The following is a 20,935-nucleotide window of genomic DNA, read 5'->3' as shown; positions in this document are numbered from 1 at the left end:
TAAATTTACTATGGAATTGTTCGAAAGCTGCAAATGACACAAAGCTCCCCCAAAGGAACGCAAAGACATGTTCGTGGGGAAAGCCATATCTCGACCTCAAGGGCCTTTGCGGGCCCTCTGCCATCCGCTGGCGTTGGTGCTGATCAGCCTTGCGGGCGTTTTTGGTGCCGGCCGAGCCGAGCATGAATGGCTGTCGGTGCCGTTCTCGCTGACATTGGTGGCGGCGCTCGCGGGAGCGGTGTTCCTGACATCGGGGCGCCTCGCCTTTTCCGTCTATCTCGCCTGGATGGCCGTTGCCCTGGTGACGCTGATCTCGGCGGTCAAGTTCCGGATGAAGGGGTTCTCGCTGCACTTCTACGACACGATCTTCGTGTCCACGGATCCGGGAGTGTATCGCTTCCTGCTCGGCTCCTATCTCCACCTCATCCTGCCTGTCGCTGCGGCGTTGGTGCTTGGCATCGCCGCAGTGATCCTGATCTTTCGCGCCGACCGGAAGCTTGGCTGGCCCGCATCGGCGCGCGCCCTGCTTCTGGCCGTCCTCGTCACGCTGGTGCCGCTGACCTTTCCCGCCGAGGCTTCGAAGGACCGGTACTTCTACTATATGCAGGGCCGGCACATGTCGGCCTTCTTCATCTCACTGATGGATCTGCGCAACCTGGTCGTCGAGCCGGCGTTCGAGCAGCGGCTGCAGGCCGTCGCGCCACAGCCACCCTTCGCCGACACGGTCGACTGCGGCGACCGGGCAGCGCTTCCCGATATTTTCTTCGTGTTGAGCGAAAGCCAGTCCGATCCAAGCTATTTTCCGCAGATCGCCAGCGGCGCGGGATTCCTGCAGCGATTTGCACCTGCCGCCGGCGAGCCCCGCCCGATGCAGGTCGAGACGTTCGGCGGCGGCACCTGGATCAGCAATTTGTCCTTGATGACCGGGGTTTCGGCCACCGATTTCGGCTGGCGAAGTCCCTATCTGACGATCACGCTACAGGACAAGGTCGCCGGCGCGTTGCCGGAGTTGCTGGCGCGCTGCGGCTATCGAACGGCCGTCATGACGCCGATGGACTTTACCTTCGTCAACGAGGGGCCTTTCTTGAAGTCGATCGGGTTCGAGAACGTCCTCGACATCAAGGATATCGCCGCGCCCTTCTACCATCTGCGCGACCGTTTCTATTATCACGCGGCGGAGGCATTCATCGCCAGGCACCGCCGGGAAGACGGCCGGCCACTGTTCCTCGAAATCCAGACCATGTTTCCGCACTCGCCCTATGAGGGGCGGATGGAGCCGGGATTGAAGATGGAAGGCGAGCCTTTCGCGGACGATTTCCAGGCCGGCGAATATCTGCGCCGCATGGCGATCGCGCGCGGCGACCTTCAGGATTTTCTCAAGCAGCGGGAAGCGGAGGCCGGCAGGCGCGGCGCCGTGGTGCTCGAATTCGGCGACCACCAGTCCTCGGCAACCAAACCGTTTGTCGATGCGACCGCAGGCAGTGACGCGCTGGCCAAGCTTGACTCGCTCGCCTATCGCACCTTCTACACCCTCACGACCTTCCATCATCCACTGCGTCACCCGATGCCCGATATGGCGTCGCTCGATATTGCCTTTCTCAGCGCAAGCCTGCTCGATGCCGCCGGCCTGCCGATGTCACCCGTCATGTCCGATCTGGTGCGGTTGCGTGACCATTGCGGCGGCAGGTTCCATGGCTGTGCTGACCGGGCCGAGGTGGATGCACATCTGCGCCGCCGCGCCGATTCAGGACTGCTGCATCTTTTCCCGCAAGCTGCGCCGCTTCATTCACAAGTCGAAACACGGTGACGGCGCGACGCGGCCTCAGTGTGTCGGCCCGGCCCCCAGCGTCGCCACCGTCTTGAGAGCGCCGTCGAGCATGTCGCCCTTCTCGTCCTTCAGCGCCGCCTCGCGCAACCGCCTGATCCAGTCAGCGGCGTCGGCGCGCCCCTTGAGCAGGTCGAGCGCCGACAGCACGCGGTCGAACTTCGACTGGGCACGGACATGGGTGTCGCTGTAGCCCTTGATCAGCCGGCGGCAGTTCAGGATCTCGACGGCCAACGCATAGTCCTCACGCGCATGGCCCAGCGCCAGCGCGTACCAGCTCTCCAGATGCGCGGCTTCCACCTTGTGGCGCAGCAGGCGGCGGCGCCAGCGGCGCAGGCCGCCGATGAACCACAGAGCGGTGAAACCGGCAAAACTATCGGTACGGATGCGCCGGCCGCGATTGATGCGACGGTCAAGGAAGGCGGCGAGCTTCGGCCGGTTCTCGATGTAGCTGCCCAGCCCCGCCGGCAGCGTGCCGCAGAACTCCTCGATGCGCGGATGGAAATACTCGGTCACCTGCAGGACCGAGCCATCCCTGACGCCGACCTCCTTGCGCACGCGCCTGTCGCGGGTCGAGCGCGTCTTCAGGTCGGCGACGCGGATCATGTCGTCGTAGCATAGGGCGTTCGCCAAATGCTTGGCGGCGGCGATCGAGAGGGCATAGGCTCGATCAGGCCCGTCCAGCACGACGGCTTTGTCCAGGCGGTCGAGATATTCGCGTCCGTAGGCAATGTCCTGATAGTCCACGACCTTTCGCAGACCGCGCAGCGCCATGTCGCGCACCGCCACGGGCATCACGTCGATGCGGGCGGCCAGGGCCTGCCAGCCTCTCAGGAGGTCTTGCGGGCCACTCACCTGTCCAGCGGCCAGGGCGGAGCCGACGACAGCCGCTTCCGCCGGCTTTGGCGCAGCCGATGATGCCGTGCCGCGCGCGCGATCATAGGCGGCGGCGAAGGCGGCGAGGCTGGCCTTGACGCCGCGGCCACCGGCGCCGATCGCCTCCTGGTAGCTTTCGCGCGTGAACGGCAGAGCGTCGGAGCCGGCCAGCGCGCCAAGCAGACTGGCCGAGATCATCGAGCCGCTGTCGGCGGCGATCTTTTCCATATCGAAAGCGATGAAGCGCTTCGATGCGGCTTCAGCCGTCGCGTGCACCTTCGACGACGACGCCCTGCCGTCGCCGGGCTCGATCTTTTCCGACACGGCGGCGATGCGGTGCGAAGAGGTGATCAACGTCGTGCGGTCGGGAGTGACAAAGCCGCGGATGATGGCGCGGCCGGCTTCCATCAGCTCGGCGGCAATCAATATGTCGACGTCGCCTTGCGAGGGCGACAGCGCGAAGACCGGCAGGCGGCCGGTGTCACGGGCCATCTCGACATAGTAGATGGTGGCGCCGGTGCGCTGGGCGACGCCGGCCACCGAGGTCGATTGCGCCACGTAACCGTTGCGCTCGGCGACGTCGGTGATCCAATCGGCAAGCACGCCGCCGCCCTGGCCGCCGACGGCAAGCACCGCAAGCTTGATAACGCGTTCGTCGTCGGCGGCGCCTGTCTTCGGGCGTAATGAGGCGTTGTGATCAAGCATCGGCGAACACCAGACGGCGGCCTTCGCGGCGACGCTGCAAAAGACCGATGACGGCGCGCCGGGCGCTCTCGAGGAAACGGTCCCAGCGGCTCGGATTGTGCACGACATCGGCGCGATAGAAGGACGGGCACAGCACCGCCGCATCGGCGACTTCGCCGCAATTGCCGCAGCCGACGCAGTTCTGGTCGATGCTTGCCACCGGATCGTCGCGCAGCGGATCGTCGAGCGACTTCACCGACAGCGACGGACAGCCGGACAGCCGCATGCAGGCATGGTCGCCGGTGCAGATGTCCTCGTCGACGCCGAACTTCGGCTTGACGACGCGCGTTCCACCCTTGATCGCATTGTCGACCAGGGGCTTTTCGCGGCGCTGGCGGTTGAGCATGCATTCCGACGAGGCGACGATGACCTTCGGGCCTTTCTCGTCCGTGGTCAGCGCCTCGCGCAGAGTGTCCTGCATCTTGCCGACATCGTAGGTGCGGTCGACATGGCGCAGCCACTTGACGCCCATGCCTTTCACGGCCTCGGTGATGGGATGCTTCGTCGACTTGGTCTTGTTGCCGGCGCGGGACGACAGGATGTCCTGCCCTCCCGTCGCGGCCGAGTAGAAATTGTCGACGATGACGATGACCCCGTCGTTCTTGTTGAACACCGCATTGCCGATCGAGGAGGTCAGGCCATTGTGCCAGAAGCCGCCATCGCCGACGAAGGAGATCGAGCGGCGCTTGGCGTCGGGCGAATTGAAGGCCGAGGCCGAGGCCGGGCCGAGCCCGTAGCCCATTGTGGTGGCGCCGAGTTCGAAGGGCGGCATGATCGAGAACAGGTGGCAGCCGATGTCGGACGCGATGTGGTGCTTGCCGAGTTCCTGTTCGACCAGTTTTGTCGCGGCAAAGATCGGCCGCTCCGGGCAGCCGATGCAGAAACCGGGCGGTCGACCTGGAACGACATTGATCAGGTCCGCCGTGTCGACGCCGTCGCCGACCTTGTTGGGAGCCCGCACTTCGCCGGGCAGAAGATGCGGCGCCTCGGTGCGCAGGAAGGCGCCGATGCCGTCGAGCATGACCTGGCCGGTATATTCGCCGGCCATCGGCAGGTGCTCCTTGCCGACCAGGCGGGTGCCACGCCCGGCCTTGTGCAGCATGGCGGCAAAGGCCTGTTCGATGTAGTTGGGCTGGCCTTCCTCGACGACCAGCACCGCCTGCTTGCCTTCGCAGAAGGACAGAAACTCGTCGTCGATCAACGGATACACGGCATTGAGCACGTAGAGCGGCACGTCGGTCTCGCCATAGGTGTCGGCAAGGCCGAGCCGCTGCAAAGCGCGGATGACGGAATTGTACATGCCGCCCTGCATGACGATGCCGACGGAGCCGTGATCGGAACCGAAGATCTCGTTGATCTTGCGGCTCTTGATGAAATCCACCGCCGCCGGCCAGCGCTTCGCGACCTTCTCCTTCTCGTGCAGGAAGGAAGCGGGCGGCAGCACGATGCGGCCGGTGTCGCGGCGGGGCGCCTCCAGCGCATCGGCCACCGTCATCGGCGGCCGCTTGTTGTCTTTGGCGGTGAAATGACCGTGGACATGGCAGCAGCGGATGCGCACCTGCAGCATGACAGGCGTGTTGGAGGCCTCGGACAACTCGAAGCCGTCTTCCACGGCCTTGACGATCGAGGGCAGGTTCGGGCGCGGGTCGAGCAGCCAGACCTGGCTCTTCATGGCGAAGGCATGGCTGCGCTCCTGCATGATCGAGGAGCCCTCGCCATAGTCCTCGCCGACGATGATCAACGCACCGCCGGTGACGCCGCCGGAGGCGAGGTTGGCGAGCGCGTCGGAGGCGACGTTGGTGCCGACCGTCGACTTGAAGGTCGCCGCGCCGCGGATCGGATAATGCACCGAGGCCGCCAGCATGGCGGTGGCGGTGGCTTCCGAGGCGCTCGCCTCGAAATGCACGCCGAGTTCGCCCAGAATGTCCTGTGCATCGGCCAGCACGTCCATGAGATGGCTGATCGGCGCACCCTGGTAGCCGCCGACATAGCCGACGCCGCATTGCAGCAGCGCCTTGGTGATGGCGAGGATGCCTTCGCCGGCAAATTCCTCGCCCGCGCCGAGCCTCAGCTTTTCGACTTCCTTGGCAAAAGACCGTTCGGCCATTTTTGGCCTCCTTCCGTTGCCGCCCGGCAGCGGCGGCGCGTACGTCTAGATGTCGTGCTTGCGAATGTTCTTCAGCATCTTTTGCAGCGTGGCGATCAGCGCTGCGTATTCGGCGTCGTCGACGTCGTCGAACATGGCCTCGAAGGCGTCATGCATGGCCGGCCAGGCGCGGGTGAACTCGGCACGGCCCTCGTCGGTCAGGAACACATGGCGGATGCGGCTGTCGCTAACCCCCTGCTCGCGCCGCACAAGCCCCTGCCCCTCAAGCGTGTCGAGCGTGCGGCTCAAGGTGGACTGCTCGATCACCGTGTAGACCGAGAGGTCGTTGACGGTGACGCCGTCGGTGACCGACAGCACCGCGAGCGCCCGCACCTGCGAAATGGTCAGGCCCTGCTTGCGGAAATCGTCGCGCAAGGTGGCGTTGTAGCGGCCCATGATGCGGTTCATCAGATAGGGCGCGAATTGCTGCAGGCCGATCTGGCCCAAGGTCGAAATGCGCTGGCGCTTTTCCGCGATTTTCTGCTCCATCACAGTCTCCCCGCCAGGAGAAAGCCGGAGCCGCCGCCGAGGCCCGCGCCCGGATGGGTCGAGGCGCCGATATGGTAGAGGTTCTTGATGCCGGTCTGGTGATTGCGGCTGGTCTTGAACGGCCGCCACAGGAAGGACTGGTCGACGGTCGAGGACCCGCCATAGGGGTCGCCGCCGACCAGATTGATGTTCATCGCTTCGAGATCAGCAGGCGAATAGGCGCGGCGCGCGATGACGCTGTCCTTGAAGCCATCGATATGACTGGCAAGGATCGCTTCGGCGCGATCGGCATAGGCCTCGCGCAGCGCGTCGGTCCATTGCCCGTCCGCCGGCGCCTGCAGCTTGCCGGCGGCATCACCCTTGATGTGACGGGGCGCCTCGGGCAGTTGCAGCCACAGGATCGCCTTGCCTTGCGGGCAACGCGAGGGATCGAGCGCGTGCGGCTGGCCGACGCAGATGGTCGGCACTTCGGGCAGCATGCCCCGCACCGCCTCGTTGCAGGCCTTCGATACCCCGTCCAACCCAGGCGTCAGATGCAGCAGCGCCACCTTGTCCAACCCCTGGCCTCGCCATGAAGGCGGCTTGTCGAGGGCATAGTGGATCTGGAAATTGCCTTTGCCGTAGCGGTATTTTTGCGTCGCTTCGACGTCGGTTTTGGGGCCGTCACTGCCGAGCAGCCGACCGTAAAGCTGCGTTGGCGTGACCGAGCAGATGACGCTCTTCTTCGCATGGACGGTTTCGCCCGAGGCCAGCCGCACGCCGGTGGCGCGACCTTCGGTCAGGATGATCGAAGCAACGTCGGCCTCGGTGGAGATGACCCCGCCGCGCTCTTTGACAAGCGCCTCGAAGGCCGACAGCAGGTTCTTCGCCCCGCCCTTGACGATCGGCGCGCCCGCAGCCTCCAGCGCGAAGGCGATGACCTTGGCGATCTGGCCGGAGAAAGCATCTTCCGGCCCAAGTCCGGCATGCAGGACCCACGGTGCCCACAGCGCGCGTATGGTTTCGGACCGATAGGTGCTTTCCAGCCATCCGCGCGCCGGCACCAACGCATCGCCGAGAAAGGCGGCCAGCCCGCGCGGGCTCCGCCGCCAGGCATCACCGGCGAGCAGCTTCGCCGTCGGGTAGGTCCACAGGCTGCCGCCGAGCAGGCCGAACAGCAGCCCGGCATTGCGCTCGATGCCGCCGACATCCTCGGCGTGCTGGTCGCCGTCGCCTGCGGCGATCGCATTGAAGGCGGCGATGTTGGCGGCGCGGTCGGTGCTGAGCACGGCATGGCTGCCGTCGGGCCGCAGCACCCCCGTCGGGGTGGCCGCGTGACAGAACTCCAGGCCATGCCGGGCCAAGTCCTTGCCCAGCGCCGCGTAAGCCGGCGAGGTAATGAACAGCACGAATGTCGTCGCCATCACATCATGGATGAAACCGGGCGCGGTGATTTCCTCGGTGCGCATGCAGCCGCCAATGCGGTCGCTGCGCTCCAGCACCAGCACCTTGGCGCCCTTGCCGCCGAGCATCGCCGCGCACACCAGCGCGTTGATGCCGCTGCCGACGATGATGTGGTCGGGGGCGTTCATGGGTGGCTGCCCCCGGCCGGCCGAAGGTAGGGTTCAAACACGCGATGTCGAGTTCCGTCGCGCCCCCCTCTGTCCTGCCGGACATCTCCCCCACAAGCGGGGAGATCGAATGTCGTCTCGGATTTCGCCAATCTCCAGCGCTGAAGGAATGAGCGGGGCGCGGAAGCAGCCAATCTCCCCCCTCGTGGGGGAGATGTCCGGCAGGACAGAGGGGGGCGCCGTAGAGCGCCAGCGTTGCCCTTCTCCCACCTCGTCACTGCATCATCGCCCGCGCGCATGATCTTCTCCCGAAGATCCACTTCGCCCTATTTGCCCGGCACCAGCGCCAGGGCGCGGATCGGGCTGCCGGTGCCGTGCTCGATCTTGAGCGGCGCGGCGATCAGGATGGCGCCCTTCGGCGGCAACTGGTCGAGGTTGCACAGGCTGGCCAGACCATAGCGGTTGGCCTTGTGCATCAGCGTGTGGGCCGGGAATGGCGGCTCCATGCCGCCGGCCTTGCCGGCATCGGTGCCGATCGTCTCCGAGCCCCAGCCCTTGATGTCCTTGCTGATCAGGAACTGGATTGCTTCCGCCGTCGGGCCGGGCGTGTGTGGGCCGGTCTCGTTGGCGTTGAGGAATTCGGCTTCCGAGCCGTTGCGCTTGTACCAGTCGGTGCGCATCACCACCCATTCGCCGGCGTTGATGGCGCCATGCTTGGCTTCCCACGCCTTGATGTGATCGACGGTGAGCAGGAAATCATGGTCTGCGGCGGCTTCCTTGGAGCAGTCGATGACATTGACCGGACCAATAAAGTTCTGCGCCGGAATGGTGTCGGTGGCGCCATCCGGATAATCCTTGCCGCTGATCCAGTGCTGCGGCGCGTCGAAATGCGTGCCCGAGTGTTCGCCGAGCTTCAGCCAGTTCCAGGCCCACCAGGGACCATTCTTGTCGTAACGAGAGATGTTATGGATCTCGACCTTCGGCGTGTCGACGGCAAGTTCCGGCGGCAGCTTGATCAGCGGCGTGTCAGGACCGAGCGGCGCCGACAGGTCGACCACCTTGATGGCGCCTGAAAGAAGCTGGCCGGCGACTTCGCCGAGGAGTTGTTGCGTGTCCATGGTCTCTGTTCCCTCTTGTCTGATGTGCTGAAGGCTCGTCTCGGCCCTTAATATCCTACTAGACGAAAACATATGCATCTGCAATTATCTTTAAGCATAAAGGAAATGGGTGCGGGGCGTGAGCGAGTTCGACGCCATCTTTGTCGGGGCGGGCCACAACAGTCTGGCTTGCGCCACGCATCTGGCACTCAAAGGCTGGAGAACCGGGGTTTTTGAGCGCAGTGCAACGATCGGCGGCGCCGTCCAGACCCGCGAGTTCACGCTGCCGGGTTTTCGGCACGATTTCGGTGCGATGAATCTGAGCCTGTTCGCCGGCTCGGCCTTCCACCGGAAATATGCAAATGAATTGAACGCCCACGGGCTGGAATTCGCGCCGGTCGCCGACTGTTTCGCCAGCGCCTTCCCGGACGGACGCTGGTTCGGCGTCAGCAACGATCTGGAAAAGACGGCCGCGCGCATGGCTGCCTTCTCCGCCGCCGATGCCGCCACGTGGCGCAAGCTGGTCGCCGCCTTCCCGGCGGAAGCAGAGCATCTGTTTCGCCTCTTGGGATCACCGATGAGCGCCCGCGCCCTTGCCGGCACGGCGTGGAACCTTTGGCGCAAGAAGGGCCTTACCGGCGCGCTCGATACCGGGCGCCTGCTGCTTTCCTCGCCCCGCGCGTGGCTGGAGGAGACTTTCGAGTCGCCCCATGTGCGGGCGACGCTCGCCACCTGGGGCATGCATCTCGACTTTGCGCCCGACATCGCAGGCGGTGCCGTGTTCCCTTATCTGGAATCCATGACCAACCAGAGTTTCGGCATGGTGCTGGGCAAGGGCGGCGCCCACACCATCATTCGTGCCTTATCGGGGATGGTCACGGGCGCCGGCGGCAAGATCTTCACCAACGCCGAGGTGGCCGAAATCACGGTTTCGGCCGGCAAGGCGACGGGTGTGCGGCTCAAGTCCGGTGAGACGCACACGGCCACCAGGGCGGTCATTGCCGGCGTTGCACCCAAGGCGTTGGCCGGCACGCTTTTGCCCAACGGTTCCGGCGACGCCGGCTTCGACACGGCGATGCAAAAATTCCGCCACGCGCCGGGCACCATGATGATCCATCTGGCGCTGGACGATCTGCCGGACTGGCGCGCCGGCGCCGAGTTGCGGCAGTTCGCCTATGTGCATCTGTCACCGTCGCTCGACGCCATGTCGCGCACCTATCAGCAGGCGATGGCGGGCGTGCTGCCGGACGAGCCGGTGCTGGTCCTCGGCCAACCAACCGCGGTCGATCCGTCGCGCGCGCCTCAAGGCAAGCATGTGCTGTGGGTGCAGGTGCGCATGCTGCCGGCAGAAATCCTTGGCGACGCCGCCGGCAAGATCACGCCCGCGCATTGGGATCAGGTCAAGGATCGCTATGCCGAGCGCGTGCTCGACATCGTCGAAACCTACGCGCCCGGCCTGCGAGCCAAGATCCTTGGCCAGGCCGTGTTCTCGCCCATCGACCTCGAGCGCGAGAACCCGAACCTCGTCGGCGGCGACCAGGTTTGTGGTAGCCACCACCTGGCACAGAATTTCCTGTTTCGCCCGGCACGCGGCTACGCCGGTTGGAACACGCCTGTGGCCAATCTGCATCTCACCGGTGCCGCCACATGGCCGGGCGCCGGCACGGGTGCCGCCTCGGGCTTCATGCTGGCGCAACAGCTTGGCGGGAGGTAGCAGCCGAAAGGCATTGGGGTGGAGCAAGGCAAGGTACGGTTGCCCAGGGAACCCACTGATCAAACAACGAAGCCGTGCACGGAAAACAGAAAAACCAACAAGGGGAACGACCATGACAATCAACAGACGCGAATTGCTCGGATACGGTGCCGCCGCACTCGGGGCGACGGCCATCGGCCTGCCGAGGATCGCCGGGGCGGCGGCCGGCGAACTGACCATCGCCTACAATGTCAACCTGCCGTCCTGGGATCCGACCACCGGACCTTCGGCGGTCAACCCGACCATCCAGGGCCTCTACCAGTCGGTGTTCGATCAGTTCATCCCGCAGAAGCCGGACCTGTCCTTCGCGCCGGGGCTGCTCACCGAGTGGGGCTGGAATGACGACCGCACCAAGATCACGATGACGGTGCGCGAGGGCGTAACCTGGCATGACGGCTCGCCGTTCACGCCCGAGGACGTGGTCTGGTCGTTGCAGCGGGCCGGCGATGAAAAGACCGGCAACCCGATCCAGTTCGTGTGGAAGAACGTCAACAACTTCAAGATCGAGGGCAACAAGATCACGGGCGATGTCGTGCAGTTCGACCCGGTCTACTTCAAGTGGATGTCGTTCCTCACGGGCTACATCATGCCGAAGGCCTATTACGAGAAGGTGGGCGCCGAAGGTTTCGAAAAGGCTCCGATCGGCACCGGCCCGTACATGGTCGAGAAGTTCGAACGCAACGCCTTCCTGCGGCTGAAGGCCAATCCGAAGTACTGGGGCGGCAAGCCGGCATTCGAGAACGTGACGATCAAATTCGTCACAGACGCGGCGAGCCGTGTCGCCGAAATCGAGTCCGGCTCCTCGCAGGTGACGCTCGAGATTCCCTATGAGGAGTATGACCGCCTGATCGCCAAGGACGGCCTTGCCGGCTCGATCAAGAATGTTTCCGACATCGGCATGATCTTCTTCAACGACGTCGAGGCGATGCTGGACAAGAACGTGCGCCAGGCAGCCGTCATGGCGGTCGACAAGGAGCTTCTGGTCAAGCGGCTGCTGCGCGGCTACGGCCAGCCGCTCGCCACGCTGGAAACGCCGGAATACGCGGCCTACGACGCGTCGATCAAGGTCGAGCACAATCCGGAAAAGGCCAAGCAATTGCTGGCCGCTTCCGGCTATTCGCCGGAAAAGCCGGTCAAGTTCACCATCCAGACGACCAAGGGCTTCAAGCCCAAGGACTACGAGATGATCCAGGCGATCGTCGGCATGTGGCGCAAGGTCGGCATCGAGGCCACCATTGAAGTCTACGAGATCGCCAAGCATTACGAATTGCGCGCCGCCGACAAGCTGGCGCCGGCGGCCTTCTACAACTGGGGCAACGCCATCGGCGACCCGACCACCTCGACCGGCTTTGCCATGTATGGTCCGAGCCCGCACTCGGTGTGGGACAGCCAGGATCTGATCGACATGATCAACCCGCTGTGGGGTGAGAAGGACGAGGCCAAGCGCATCGCCGGCTGGAAGGCGGTGGACAAATACATCGCCGAGCAAGCCTATGTGCTGCCGCTGATGCAGTATGCGCAGCCGATCGTGCACGCCAAGGGCGTCAACGTCGTGCAGCATGTGTCCGGCGCGCTGTTGCCGGCCCTGATGACCCCGGCCTGATATCGGCCGGGCTTGCCGCGCGCCGTCCATAGCGACGGCGCGCATCTTCTTTCGGCATACGAGCCTCCGGGCTCCAGCAAAGATTTACATGCTCCTGCAACGATTCCTGATCCGTCTTTTGACGATGCTGATCACGCTGTTCGGCGTGGCCGTCGTCGTCTTCGTCGTGATCCGCATCGCTCCCGGCGATCCGATCGCCATGATGCTGCCGCCCGGCGCGACCGATGTCGACATCGCCCGGCTGCGGGCGCTCTACGGCCTCGACAAGACGATTGTCGAGCAGTTCTTCATCTGGCTGTCCGGCGTCGTCAAAGGCGATTTCGGCACCTCGATCTCGCTGCGGCAAGACGTGCTCGGGCTTGTCTTCAACCGGCTGCCGGCAACGCTGGAACTCGCCATCGTCGCGCTTATCATGGCGGTGGCGATCGGGGGGACGATGGCCATCCTCGGCGCCCGCGAACGAGGCACGGCGGTGGAAGCCGGCATCGACATCGCCAGCGGGGCGGCACTTTCCATTCCCGACTTCCTCTGGGGCCTGGTGCTGATCCTGCTGTTCGGGGTGCTGGTGCCGATCTTCGACATTTCCGGCCGGGTCTCGCCGCAACTCGACCTGCCCTTCGTCAGCCAGTTCTATCTGTTCGAAAGCTTGCTTCGGCTCCGCCTCGATCTCACATGGGATCTCCTGAAGCACATGCTTATGCCGGCAGTGGCGTTGGCATTGCCGCTGGCGGCGATCATCTCGCAGCTACTGAAACAATCGCTGAAGGAAGTGCTCGACCTCGACTATGTCGTGCTGGCGCGGGTGAAGGGTTTTTCGGAAACGCAGGTCATCCTGCGCGAGGCGCTGAAGAATGCCGCCCTGCCCACGCTGACGCTGGTCGGCGTGCAGTTCACCTTCCTGATCGGGGGCACGGTCATCGTCGAGCGGCTGTTTTCCTATGAGGGTCTCGGCAACATGGCGATCGACGCGGTCATCAACCGCGACCTGCCGCTGATCCAGGGCATCGTGCTGGTCTTCGCGCTGTTGTTCGTGCTGATCAATCTCGCCGTGGATATGATGTATGCGCTGCTCAATCCGAGGCTGCGCCATGGATGAGAGGCGCATCTCGAGACACGGCTCAAGCGCCAGGCTTTGGCTGGCCGGCGGCTGGCTGCTGCTGGTGCTGCTGGCGGCGATCCTGGCGCCGCTGGTCGCGCCGCGGGACCCGCTCGCGCAGGATCTTATGCTCGAACGTTTGCCGCCGTTCTGGCTCGATGGCGCGGAGCCCGGCTATTGGCTGGGCACCGACAGCCTCGGCCGGGATCTCTTGTCACGCCTGATCTTCGGCGGGCGCATCGCCTTCATCGTTGCGTTCGCCGCCGCCAGCGCCGCCTGCCTTGTCGGCTCGACCCTGGGCTTGATCGCAGGCTATTTCGGCGGCTGGGCCGACCGCATCATCTCGCGCATCGTCGATGTCTGGATGGCATTCCCGCCGGTGCTGTTCGCCATCCTTTTGGTTGCCGTGCTCGGCACGGGTTTGAGCTCTGTCATCCTGGCGATCGCGATCATCGACTGGACGCGTTTCTGCCGGGTCATCCGCGCCGAGGCGATGGGCCAGTCGCGCATGGACTATGTCGAGAACGCCCGCATCGCCGGCTATGGCCGCATCGGCATCATGCTGCGCGAAGTGCTGCCCAATGTGGTGCCATCGATCGTGGCGCTGCTGTCGCTGGAAATGGGCATCGCCGTCATCGTCGAGGCGATCCTGTCCTTCGTCAACCTGTCGATCTCGACCGACGACCCGACCTGGGGCGGCATCATCGCCGAGGGCCGGCTGTCGATCCACCAGGCCTGGTGGGTGCTGGTATTCCCGCTGATCACGCTGATCCTGACCGTGCTGTCGTTCAGCCAGTTCGGCGAGGCGCTGAAGACACGTTTCGATCCGGTGCTGCGATGAGCGCCTGTCTCGATATCAAGGAGTTGAGCGCCGTGCTGCCGAACGGCCAGCGCGTGCTGCGCTCGGTGTCGCTTGCCGTGCAGCCCGGCGAAGTGCGAGCCCTGGTCGGTGAAAGCGGCGCCGGCAAGACGATGATCGGCAAGGCGGTACTTGGCGTCTTGCCGTCGAGCGTGCGCATCGTCGAGGGCGATATGCGGCTCGAGGGCGAAGATCTCGGCAAGCTCAACCCGAAGGCACGGCGCACGCTGATCGGCGCGCGCACCGCACTGATCCCGCAGGATCCGCTGACCGCGCTCAACCCGTCGCGCCGCATCGGCCCGCAAACGACCGACCGGCTGGTGCGCATCCTCGGCTGGAGCGGCGAGAGGGCCGAAACCCGCATCCGGCAATTGCTGGACGAGGTGCAGATCCGTGACCCCGACCGGGTACTGAAAAGCTACCCGCACGAGCTTTCCGGCGGCATGCGCCAGCGCGTGCTGATCGCCGCAGCCTTCGCCGCCGAGCCCCGGCTGATCGTCGCCGACGAGCCGACCACGGCGCTCGACGTCACCGTGCAGAAGCAGATCCTGCGGCTCATCGCTGCGTTGCAGCGCGAGCACGGCACGGCGATCCTGTTCGTCACCCACGACCTCGGCGTCGTCGCCAAGATCAGCCAGAAGGTCTCGGTGCTCTATGCCGGCAAGGTCGTGGAAGAGGCCGAAACAGCTGCCCTCTTCGCGGCACCGCAGCACCCCTACACACGGGCACTGATGGCGGCAACGCCGCGCTACACCGATCCCCTCGCCTCGCTAAAGCCGGTCGACGAGGCAGTGCTGGCCGGGCTTGCCACGGAGATTGCGGCCGCGGACCAGGCGTGGAGGCGACCGCATGGCTGAGCCGCTGTTTTCCGTGCGCGGTCTGAAAGTCGCGCTGCCCGACATGACCCGCAAGCCGCTGATCGGCCGCGCGCCGCTGGCGGAAATCCTAAAAGGCCTGGACTTCGACCTGCCCAAGGGATCGGTGACCGGCATCGTCGGCGAGTCCGGATCCGGCAAGTCGACGCTCGGCCGTGCCCTGGTACGACTGCTGGAGCCCAGCGCCGGCAGCATCAGCTTCGACGGCATAGACATCACACATCTGCCGGAGGCGGAGTTGCGGCCGCTGCGCCGCGATCTGCAGATGATCTTCCAGGATCCTATGTCGTCGCTCAACCCGCGCCGCACCATTGCCAGCATCATTGCCGCGCCGCTGAAGCAGAACGGGCTTGGCGACAATCTCAGGGACCGCGTGGCCGAGGCCTTGCAGCGCGTAGGCCTGCCGCAGAGCTTCGCCGGCCGCTACCGCCACGAACTGTCGGGCGGCCAGCGCCAGCGCGTCGGCATAGCGCGCGCGCTGGCGCTGGCGCCGAAATTCGTGCTGGCCGACGAGATCGTCTCCGGCCTCGACGTCTCGACGCAGGCGCAGATCCTCACCCTTCTGGAGAAACTGGCGGAGGAGATGGGGCTGACGGTCGCCTTCATCAGCCACGATCTGTCGGTCATCCGGCGGCTGTGCCGGCAGGTCATCGTCATGCGCGAAGGCAGGATCGTCGAAGCGAGCGCGACGGACGCTCTCTTCGAAAATCCCCGACAGACCTACACGCGCGACCTGATCGCGGCCATCCCACTGCCCGAAATCGACGACGGCTGGCTGGATATTCCTTCCGCTGCCAAGGCTCCGACATGAATGCATACGCACGCCGAAAAGCGGGCTCGGATGTGCGACCGGCCAATGACAAAGCCCCGCCAAATGGAGGAGAAACTGACATGAAGACAATAATTCGAAATGCAGCACTCGCTGCCGCCATCCTCGGCAGCACCGGTATGGCGGCAGCAAGCTCGATCCCCGGCATGCGCGGGCACGACCACACCGGCATCACGGTTCCCGACATGAAGCAGGCGGTCGATTTCTTCACCGACGTGGTCGGCTGCAAGAAGGCAATGTCGTTCGGCCCGTTCGCCGACGACAAGGGCACCTTCATGCAGGATCTTCTCGGCGTCGATCCGAAGGCTGTCATCGAGCAGGTCACCATGGTTCGCTGCGGCACGGGGTCGAACATAGAGCTGTTCAAATACACCGCGCCGGACCAGAAGGACCTGACACCGAAGAACAGCGACATTGGCGGTTTTCACATCGCCTTCTATGTCGACGACGTCGCGGCGGCGAAAGCCTATCTCGAGGCCAAGGGCGTAAAGACCAGGTTGGGGCCGCTGCCGGTCAAGGAAGGACCCGCCGCCGGCCAGACCATCCTTTACTTCCAGGCGCCTTGGGGCTTGCAACTGGAAGCGATCAGCTATCCCGACGGCATGGCTTACGAGAAGAGTGCCGAGACGGTGCTGTGGAGCCCGAAGAACCCGGAAAAGTGACCCCACGGACCGCGCGTGCGGCGATGCGCGAGCGCGCGGTCGGCTATTTCGCATAATCGTTTCGGCATAAAACTTTAAGCTTGAAATATCTTGGCCCCGGCGCGATACTGAAATCAAGCAAGCGAAGAGGAGATCGCACAGATGAAGGTTGCGGTTCTCGGCGGCGGACCAGCCGGCCTTTACTTCGCCATTTCGATGAAGCTGAGGGACGCCGCGCACGATGTGACGGTTTTCGAGCGTAATCGCGCCGACGACACGTTCGGCTGGGGCGTCGTTCTGTCAGCCGAAACGCTTGAGAATCTGGCCAGGAACGATCCGGTCAGCGCCGTCTGGATCAAGAAGCATTTTGCGTATTGGGACGACATCGCCGTGGTCCATGACGGCGTGCGCACTGTATCCTCAGGCCACGGCTTCTGCGGCATCGGCCGCAAGCGGCTCTTGATCCTGTTGCAGCGGCGCGCACGCGAGCTCGGTGTCAGGCTGATGTTCGAGACCGACATCGCCGATCCCCGGCCCTATATGGAGACGCATGACCTGGTCGTCGCCGCAGACGGGCTGAATTCCAGGGCGCGCAACAGCTTCGTCGACATCTTCAAGCCCGACATCGACACGCGCAAATGCAAGTTCGTGTGGCTCGGCACCCACCAGAAATTCGACGACGCCTTCACCTTCATCTTCGAAAAGACCGAGCATGGCTGGGTGTGGGCGCACGCCTACCAGTTCGACAGCGACACCGCGACCTTCATCGTCGAGTGCAGCGAACAGACCTGGGCCGCCTTCGGTTTCGGCGCCATGACGCAGCAGGAATCCATCGCCGTCTGCGAGCGCATCTTCGAAAAGCATCTTGGCGGCCACAAGCTGATGACCAATGCCAACCACATCAGGGGTTCGGCCTGGATCAATTTCCCGCGCGTGCTGTGCGAGCGCTGGTCGTTTGAGAATCTGGCGCTGATGGGCGACGCGGCGGCCTCAGCCCATTTCTCGATCGGCTCCGGCACCAAGCTGGCGCTGGAGAGCGCTGTCGCGCTGGCCGAGTATGTCGAAACCGAACCGGACCTAAAGGCCGCCTTCCGCAAATATGAGGACGCGCGCCGCACCGAGGTGCTGAAGCTGCAGTCGGCGGCGCGCAACTCGCTCGAATGGTTCGAGGAGGTCGAGCGTTATCTCGGCCTCGATCCGGTGCAGTTCAACTATTCGCTGCTGACCCGCTCGCAGCGCATCAGCCACGAAAACCTGCGGCTGCGCGACGCGGAGTGGCTTGAAAGCGCGGAGGAGTGGTTCCAGCGCCAGGCGGGCGCCGGCGCCAACAGACTCCGTCGCGCCCCGATGTTCGCGCCCTTCCAGCTGCGCGACATGCGGCTCAACAACCGCGTGGTCGTGTCGCCGATGGCACAATACAAGGCTGTCGACGGCTGCCCGACGGACTGGCATTTCACGCACTATGCCGAGCGTGCCAAGGGCGGCGCCGGGCTCATCTATATCGAGATGACCTGCGTCAGCCCCGAAGGGCGGATCACGCCCGGCTGCCCGGGCTTCTATGCGCCCGAACATGAGGCGGCGTGGAAACGGCTGGTCGATTTCGTCCATACCGAGACCGAGGCGAAGATCTGCGCACAGATCGGCCATTCCGGCGCCAAGGGTTCGACCCAGGTTGGGTGGGAAGGCACGGACGTGCCGCTCGCCTCGGGTAACTGGCCAGTCATGGCGGCATCGGCGGTCGCTTGGTCGCCGCAGAATCAGGTGCCGAAGGCGATGGACCGCGCCGACATGGACAGAGTGCGCGACGAGTTCGTGGCTTCGGCTGAGATGGCCGACCGCTGCGGCTTCGACATGCTCGAGATCCACGCCGCGCACGGCTATCTCCTGTCGTCCTTCATCACGCCGGTCACCAACCGGCGCACGGATGCGTATGGCGGTTCGCTGGAAAACCGCATGCGATATCCCCTTGAAATCTTTCGCGCCGTACGCGCCGCCTGGCCGGCGCAGAAGCCGATCTCAATGCGCATTTCGGCCAATGACTGGGTCGGCATCGAAGGCGTAACACCCGCCGACGCCGTCGAGATCGCGCGGCTGTTGCATGAGGCCGGCGTCGACATTTGCGACGTCTCGGCAGGACAAACTTCGGTGCTGGCAAAGCCGGTCTATGGCCGCATGTTCCAGACGCCGTTTTCCGACCGCATCCGCAACGAGGTCGGCATGGCGACGATGGCGGTCGGCAACATCTATGAGCCGGACCATGTCAATTCGATCCTGATGGCCGGCCGCGCCGACCTGGTGGCGCTGGCACGGCCGCATCTCGCCGATCCCTACTGGACGCTGCATGCGGCGGTGGCGCTCGGCGACCGTGGCGTGAAATGGCCGGATCCTTATCTGCCGGGGCGCGACCAGATCTACCGACTGGCCGAACGCGACGCCGCAGCGGGGCTGAAAGTATGACGGCCGCCGCGATGATCGCCGGCAGCCATGCCCTTGTCACCGGCGGCGGGTCTGGTGTCGGCCGAGCGATCGCTCTGGCGCTGGCTGGTGCCGGCATGGACGTCACGATTTGCGGCCGGCGCGAGGCGGAGCTGGCCAAGGTAGCTGGCGAAAGCAAAGGCATTTTCGCCATCACTGCCGATGTCACCAGTGAGGCGGCGATGGCATCGCTTTACGAGACGGCGGAGGCCGCGCGTGGGCCGTTCGACATCGTCGTCGCCAATGCCGGCATTGCGGGCAGCACGCCGGCGCACAGGACCACGCTGGCCGACTGGCAGCGCACGCTCGATGTCAACCTGACCGGCGCCTTTCTGACGGTGAAGCCAGCGCTCGCCGGCATGGCCGCGCGCAAGGCAGGCCGCATCGTCTTCATCGCGTCTACCGCCGGACTGAAGGGCTACGCGTATGTCGCGCCTTACGTGGCGGCCAAGCATGGCGTCGTCGGTCTGATGAGGGCGCTGGCCGCCGAGACGGCGAAATCCGGCGTGACCGTCAATGCGGTGTGCCCGGGGTTTGTCGAGACGGACATGCTGGACGAGTCCATTGAGCGGATCGTGGAAAAAACCGGCCGCTCGACTGAACAGGCGCGGGCGAGCCTTGCCGCGACCAATCCGCAAGGCCGCTTCATCCGGCCGCAGGAAATTGCCGCTGCCGTGCTGTGGCTCTGCGGCGATGCGGCAGCGTCGATCACCGGACAGGCAATTTCGATCTCAGGAGGCGAAACATGGTAGCCGGCCCCCTGCCCGCGCCGTCGGGACCCGGCAAGGACCGCTTGCGGCTGTGGATCAGGCTGCTGCGCGCCTCGCGCACGATCGAGGCCGAACTGCGCGAGCGCCTGAAGAAGGAGTTCAACACGACGCTGCCGCGCTTCGACGTGATGGCCGCGCTCTATCGCGCGCCCGAAGGCATGCTGATGAGCGATCTGTCGCGTTTCCTGCTGGTGTCCAACGGCAATGTCACGGGCATCGTCGATCGGCTCGTATCCGAGGGGCTGGTCGCCCGCGCCCGGCGCAATGGCGACCGCCGTACCTCGATGGTGCGGCTGACGGATGAAGGCTCCAAATCCTTCGCCGTCATCGCTGCCGCACACGAGGGCTGGGTCGGCGAATTGCTGGGCAAGGTCAGCGAGGACGAGGCACGCCGTCTGACCGGCATGCTGACCTCGTTCCGCAGCAACTGGGAGGGACGCGAATGAGCAAGATGGCCGGCTTCAAGCCGAAGCATTTCCTCTGGCAGGTCGAAGGCCGGATCGCCAAGGTCCGGCTCGACCGGCCGGAGCGCAAGAACCCGCTGACCTTCGACAGCTATGCGGAACTGCGCGATACATTCCGCGACCTCGTCTATGCCGACGATGTCGATGCCGTGGTGTTCCTGTCCAATGGCGGGAATTTCTGCTCCGGCGGCGATGTCCACGATATTATCGGCCCGCTGGTCAAGATGGACATGAAGCAGCTCCTGGCCTTCACCCGCATGACCGGCGACTTCGTCAAGGCGATGCTGAACTGCGGCAAGCCGATCATCGCGGCGGTCGACGGCGTGGCGGTCGGCGCCGGCGCCATCATCGCCATGAGCTCCGACATCCGCATCGCCACGCCGGACGCCAAGACGGCATTCCTGTTCACCCGCGTCGGTCTTGCCGGCTGCGACATGGGAGCCTGCGCTATCCTGCCGCGCATCATCGGCCAGGGCCGCGCCGCCGAACTGCTCTACACCGGCCGCAACATGACGGCTGCCGAAGGCGAGCGCTGGGGGTTCTACAACAGGTTGGTCGATGCCGCATCGCTCGAGGCCGACGCGCTCGACATGGCGGCGCGCATCGTCTCCGGCCCGACCTTCGCCCACGGCATTACCAAGACGCAGTTGAACCAGGAATGGTCGATGGGCCTTGACCAGGCGATCGAGGCGGAAGCTCAGGCGCAAGCGATCTGCATGCAGACGCGCGATTTCGAGCGGGCGTACAAGGCGTTCGTTGCCAAGGAAAAGCCGGTGTTCGAGGGGAATTGAGGATGAGCGGGTTGATGGAGACGTTGGCGGGACAGCGCCCCCCTCTGGCCTG

General features: G+C 64.7%; 17 protein-coding genes. 12 read left to right on the top strand and 5 right to left on the bottom strand.

The window, feature by feature from the left end:
- Nucleotides 1-67 precede the first annotated feature (67 nt).
- Nucleotides 68-1,807 (top strand): sulfatase-like hydrolase/transferase, encoded by a 1,740-nt coding sequence (locus tag FJ867_RS13765; RefSeq protein ID WP_246675042.1) that lies wholly within the window; start codon nucleotides 68-70, stop codon nucleotides 1,805-1,807.
- A gap of 15 nt (nucleotides 1,808-1,822) precedes the next feature.
- Here FJ867_RS13765 and FJ867_RS13760 read toward each other — a convergent pair whose 3' ends face one another.
- The 5 genes from FJ867_RS13760 to FJ867_RS13740 all read right to left on the bottom strand — a co-directional run bounded on the left by FJ867_RS13760 (nucleotide 1,823) and on the right by FJ867_RS13740 (nucleotide 8,748).
- On the bottom strand, nucleotides 1,823-3,406 hold the full coding sequence (locus FJ867_RS13760) for an indolepyruvate oxidoreductase subunit beta family protein (RefSeq protein WP_140564895.1): 1,584 nt from the start codon (nucleotides 3,404-3,406) through the stop codon (nucleotides 1,823-1,825).
- Nucleotides 3,399-5,552 carry an indolepyruvate ferredoxin oxidoreductase subunit alpha gene (locus FJ867_RS13755; RefSeq protein ID WP_140513082.1) on the bottom strand — a complete coding sequence of 718 codons (2,154 nt, stop codon included), beginning with the start codon at nucleotides 5,550-5,552 and terminating at the stop codon, nucleotides 3,399-3,401. The genes FJ867_RS13760 and FJ867_RS13755 overlap by 8 nt, the downstream gene beginning before the upstream one ends.
- A 45-nt stretch (nucleotides 5,553-5,597) precedes the next feature.
- Nucleotides 5,598-6,080: a MarR family transcriptional regulator gene (locus FJ867_RS13750; protein WP_140550152.1), complete on the bottom strand. Its 483-nt coding sequence runs from the start codon at nucleotides 6,078-6,080 to the stop codon at nucleotides 5,598-5,600.
- The gene (locus FJ867_RS13745) at nucleotides 6,080-7,651 is read right to left on the bottom strand and encodes an NAD(P)/FAD-dependent oxidoreductase (protein ID WP_140728849.1); all 1,572 of its coding nucleotides are present in this window, start codon (nucleotides 7,649-7,651) and stop codon (nucleotides 6,080-6,082) included. Before FJ867_RS13745 ends, FJ867_RS13750 begins: the two co-directional genes overlap by 1 nt.
- Before the next feature lie 305 nt (nucleotides 7,652-7,956).
- A complete protein-coding gene (locus FJ867_RS13740) occupies nucleotides 7,957-8,748 on the bottom strand; it encodes a cyclase family protein (RefSeq protein WP_140496959.1) in 792 nt (263 codons plus the stop codon).
- A 118-nt stretch (nucleotides 8,749-8,866) separates the two neighbouring features.
- Here FJ867_RS13740 and FJ867_RS13735 point away from each other — a divergent pair, with 118 nt between their 5' ends.
- The 11 genes from FJ867_RS13735 to FJ867_RS13685 all read left to right on the top strand — a co-directional run bounded on the left by FJ867_RS13735 (nucleotide 8,867) and on the right by FJ867_RS13685 (nucleotide 20,883).
- Nucleotides 8,867-10,441, top strand: a complete 1,575-nt coding sequence (locus FJ867_RS13735) for an NAD(P)/FAD-dependent oxidoreductase (RefSeq protein ID WP_140670826.1) — start codon at nucleotides 8,867-8,869, stop codon at nucleotides 10,439-10,441.
- Nucleotides 10,442-10,553: 112 nt separating this feature from the next.
- A complete protein-coding gene (locus FJ867_RS13730; protein WP_140624853.1) occupies nucleotides 10,554-12,083 on the top strand; it encodes an ABC transporter substrate-binding protein in 1,530 nt (509 codons plus the stop codon).
- An 88-nt stretch (nucleotides 12,084-12,171) separates the two neighbouring features.
- Complete coding sequence (locus FJ867_RS13725; RefSeq protein WP_140496965.1) at nucleotides 12,172-13,179, top strand: ABC transporter permease; 1,008 nt, start codon at nucleotides 12,172-12,174, stop codon at nucleotides 13,177-13,179.
- Entirely contained in the window at nucleotides 13,172-14,020 is an 849-nt protein-coding gene (locus tag FJ867_RS13720; protein ID WP_140523761.1) for an ABC transporter permease, read from the top strand. Before FJ867_RS13725 ends, FJ867_RS13720 begins: the two co-directional genes overlap by 8 nt.
- Nucleotides 14,017-14,895 (top strand): ABC transporter ATP-binding protein, encoded by an 879-nt coding sequence (locus FJ867_RS13715; RefSeq protein ID WP_140496969.1) that lies wholly within the window; start codon nucleotides 14,017-14,019, stop codon nucleotides 14,893-14,895. The genes FJ867_RS13720 and FJ867_RS13715 overlap by 4 nt, the downstream gene beginning before the upstream one ends.
- The gene (locus FJ867_RS13710) at nucleotides 14,888-15,724 is read left to right on the top strand and encodes an ATP-binding cassette domain-containing protein (RefSeq protein ID WP_140559702.1); all 837 of its coding nucleotides are present in this window, start codon (nucleotides 14,888-14,890) and stop codon (nucleotides 15,722-15,724) included. Before FJ867_RS13715 ends, FJ867_RS13710 begins: the two co-directional genes overlap by 8 nt.
- Before the next feature lie 80 nt (nucleotides 15,725-15,804).
- Complete coding sequence (locus FJ867_RS13705; protein ID WP_140556784.1) at nucleotides 15,805-16,404, top strand: VOC family protein; 600 nt, start codon at nucleotides 15,805-15,807, stop codon at nucleotides 16,402-16,404.
- Nucleotides 16,405-16,545: 141 nt separating this feature from the next.
- Nucleotides 16,546-18,840: a bifunctional salicylyl-CoA 5-hydroxylase/oxidoreductase gene (locus tag FJ867_RS13700; protein WP_140817635.1), complete on the top strand. Its 2,295-nt coding sequence runs from the start codon at nucleotides 16,546-16,548 to the stop codon at nucleotides 18,838-18,840.
- The gene (locus FJ867_RS13695; RefSeq protein ID WP_140496977.1) at nucleotides 18,837-19,610 is read left to right on the top strand and encodes an SDR family NAD(P)-dependent oxidoreductase; all 774 of its coding nucleotides are present in this window, start codon (nucleotides 18,837-18,839) and stop codon (nucleotides 19,608-19,610) included. Before FJ867_RS13700 ends, FJ867_RS13695 begins: the two co-directional genes overlap by 4 nt.
- Nucleotides 19,604-20,074 (top strand): MarR family transcriptional regulator, encoded by a 471-nt coding sequence (locus FJ867_RS13690; protein ID WP_140496979.1) that lies wholly within the window; start codon nucleotides 19,604-19,606, stop codon nucleotides 20,072-20,074. The genes FJ867_RS13695 and FJ867_RS13690 overlap by 7 nt, the downstream gene beginning before the upstream one ends.
- The gene (locus tag FJ867_RS13685; protein WP_140496981.1) at nucleotides 20,071-20,883 is read left to right on the top strand and encodes an enoyl-CoA hydratase family protein; all 813 of its coding nucleotides are present in this window, start codon (nucleotides 20,071-20,073) and stop codon (nucleotides 20,881-20,883) included. The genes FJ867_RS13690 and FJ867_RS13685 overlap by 4 nt, the downstream gene beginning before the upstream one ends.
- The last annotated feature ends 52 nt before the right edge of the window (nucleotides 20,884-20,935 follow it).

Source organism: Mesorhizobium sp. B2-5-3 (assembly GCF_006441005.1).
Lineage (GTDB): Bacteria > Pseudomonadota > Alphaproteobacteria > Rhizobiales > Rhizobiaceae > Mesorhizobium.
Note: the sequence above shows the minus strand (reverse complement) of the source record. Positions and strands in the feature narration are given on the sequence as shown.

What these genes read in the sequence shown, in the direction of transcription:
- FJ867_RS13765 (WP_246675042.1), top strand. Translation starts at nt 68, where the DNA reads ATGTTCGTGGGGAAAGCCATATCTCGACCTCAAGGGCCTTTGCGGGCC.
- FJ867_RS13760 (WP_140564895.1), bottom strand. Translation starts at nt 3,406, where the DNA reads ATGCTTGATCACAACGCCTCATTACGCCCGAAGACAGGCGCCGCCGAC.
- FJ867_RS13755 (WP_140513082.1), bottom strand. Translation starts at nt 5,552, where the DNA reads ATGGCCGAACGGTCTTTTGCCAAGGAAGTCGAAAAGCTGAGGCTCGGC.
- FJ867_RS13750 (WP_140550152.1), bottom strand. Translation starts at nt 6,080, where the DNA reads ATGGAGCAGAAAATCGCGGAAAAGCGCCAGCGCATTTCGACCTTGGGC.
- FJ867_RS13745 (WP_140728849.1), bottom strand. Translation starts at nt 7,651, where the DNA reads ATGAACGCCCCCGACCACATCATCGTCGGCAGCGGCATCAACGCGCTG.
- FJ867_RS13740 (WP_140496959.1), bottom strand. Translation starts at nt 8,748, where the DNA reads ATGGACACGCAACAACTCCTCGGCGAAGTCGCCGGCCAGCTTCTTTCA.
- FJ867_RS13730 (WP_140624853.1), top strand. Translation starts at nt 10,554, where the DNA reads ATGACAATCAACAGACGCGAATTGCTCGGATACGGTGCCGCCGCACTC.
- FJ867_RS13725 (WP_140496965.1), top strand. Translation starts at nt 12,172, where the DNA reads ATGCTCCTGCAACGATTCCTGATCCGTCTTTTGACGATGCTGATCACG.
- FJ867_RS13720 (WP_140523761.1), top strand. Translation starts at nt 13,172, where the DNA reads ATGGATGAGAGGCGCATCTCGAGACACGGCTCAAGCGCCAGGCTTTGG.
- FJ867_RS13715 (WP_140496969.1), top strand. Translation starts at nt 14,017, where the DNA reads ATGAGCGCCTGTCTCGATATCAAGGAGTTGAGCGCCGTGCTGCCGAAC.
- FJ867_RS13710 (WP_140559702.1), top strand. Translation starts at nt 14,888, where the DNA reads ATGGCTGAGCCGCTGTTTTCCGTGCGCGGTCTGAAAGTCGCGCTGCCC.
- FJ867_RS13705 (WP_140556784.1), top strand. Translation starts at nt 15,805, where the DNA reads ATGAAGACAATAATTCGAAATGCAGCACTCGCTGCCGCCATCCTCGGC.
- FJ867_RS13700 (WP_140817635.1), top strand. Translation starts at nt 16,546, where the DNA reads ATGAAGGTTGCGGTTCTCGGCGGCGGACCAGCCGGCCTTTACTTCGCC.
- FJ867_RS13695 (WP_140496977.1), top strand. Translation starts at nt 18,837, where the DNA reads ATGACGGCCGCCGCGATGATCGCCGGCAGCCATGCCCTTGTCACCGGC.
- FJ867_RS13690 (WP_140496979.1), top strand. Translation starts at nt 19,604, where the DNA reads ATGGTAGCCGGCCCCCTGCCCGCGCCGTCGGGACCCGGCAAGGACCGC.
- FJ867_RS13685 (WP_140496981.1), top strand. Translation starts at nt 20,071, where the DNA reads ATGAGCAAGATGGCCGGCTTCAAGCCGAAGCATTTCCTCTGGCAGGTC.